We start from the raw sequence: 1,437 nt of genomic DNA on the forward strand, positions 1-1,437 counted from the left end.
TGAACTGGTCCCCGAAAGTTGGACCGGTTTGACGGGAGCCTAGCCCGTGAGGACCTGAGTCCGGTGTTCCACCGGGCTCAGGTCCTTTCTGGTTGAGGAGATTCGCTCCTCGTTGTACCAGCGCATGTAGTCATCGAGCTCGGCCAGGAACGTGTCGATGCTGTCGAACTGGTCGTGGTTGAACATCTCTTCCTTCAAGTGTCCGAAGAAGCCCTCCATGACCGCGTTGTCGAGGCAGTTGCCCTTGCGAGACATCGACTGGGTTGCTTTGCCTCTGAGGATCTTCCGCCACGAGGCGTGCTGATATTGGAAGCCCTGATCCGAGTGCACGATCGGCTGCTGGCCCCGCTCGAGCGTCGCCACAGCGGCCTTCAGCGCGCTGTTGGTCAGCTCCAGCGTGGGCGAGACACCGCGCGAATACGAGACGATCTTCCGCTCGTGCAGATCGAGCACGGGCGAGAGGAACACCTTCGTCTCGCCGATGCGGAACTCGGTCACGTCCGTGACCCACTTCTGATTCGGGCCCGCAGCGTCGAAGTCGCGCTGCAGCAGGTTCGGGACGACTTTGCCGACCTCGCCCTTGAACGACTGGAACTTCCGCTGGCGGACCTTGCTCTTCAGGCCCAGTTGCCGCATCAGCTTCAGCACCGTCTTCTTCGCCACGATCCAGCCAACGCGGCGAAGCTGCGCGTGGATGCGGCGATACCCGTAGCGCTTTTTCGCAGCTTTGAACACGGCACGGATCTCGGCCTTCAGCTCCGCCTGCGGATCCGGCAGCGCGGACCTGGCCTGGTGGTAGAAGAACGTCGACCGGGGCAGGCCGGCGACTTGGAGCAGCACTTCGAGGCGGTGCTCGGCCTTGAGGGAGATGACGGCCTGGACCCTCAGTCTCGCGGTTGCTCCCTCAAGGCCTTGAGTTTTCCCAGGTACGCGACCTTCGCCCGCAGCAGCTCATTCTCGCGCCGCAGCCGCTCCAGTTCGCCCTCACCTCCCGGCACTGCCTCGGGCGGCTCCGATTGTCGGCCCCTCGGTTTCGGCCGCAACGCGTCGGGGCCGTCGCGGCGATAGTCTCGCGCCCAACGCTGCAACAGCTTCGGCGAAGACAGCCCCGCTTCCGCAGCCAGTTCGGTGAACAACTCCCCGTCGAGCGCGCGCTCGACGAGCGCGAGCTTCAACTCGAACGAATACGACCGCGGGGCCGTCCTGCCATTCACGAGCGCGTCCCCACCTCTGATCCGCCAGCGTCGATACAAGGCGTTCACGGGATCTCGCGCGACACCAAGAACCGTGGCCGTCGAGCCGGACCCGTGGCCCAGCTCGAACCACGCTATCGCCGCCTCGCGCTGCTCTTCAGACAGAGAACTTCTTCGATCCATACGACAACTCCCCGGAAGTCGGAACTGAGATTCTCAGTCCAACTTCCGGGGAGCAGTTCAC

Annotated in this window: 2 protein-coding genes; both read right to left on the reverse strand. The window is 63.7% G+C overall.

What is annotated here, in order from left to right; all coding sequences use genetic code 11:
* Positions 1–39: 39 nt before the first annotated feature.
* Complete coding sequence (locus ACJJVL_RS03460; RefSeq protein WP_405216921.1) at positions 40–840, reverse strand: IS3 family transposase; 801 nt, start codon at positions 838–840, stop codon at positions 40–42.
* A gap of 44 nt (positions 841–884) precedes the next feature.
* The gene (locus ACJJVL_RS03465) at positions 885–1,376 is read right to left on the reverse strand and encodes a transposase (protein ID WP_405216922.1); all 492 of its coding nucleotides are present in this window, start codon (positions 1,374–1,376) and stop codon (positions 885–887) included.
* Between the last annotated feature and the right edge of the window lie 61 nt (positions 1,377–1,437).

The sequence above is a fragment of the Agrococcus sp. Ld7 genome, assembly GCF_045064095.1.
In the GTDB taxonomy this organism is placed as follows: domain Bacteria; phylum Actinomycetota; class Actinomycetes; order Actinomycetales; family Microbacteriaceae; genus Agrococcus.

Bases quoted from the DNA above. Each gene is read 5' to 3' on its own strand.
- ACJJVL_RS03465 (WP_405216922.1), bottom strand. From the start codon at position 1,376: ATGGATCGAAGAAGTTCTCTGTCTGAAGAGCAGCGCGAGGCGGCGATA.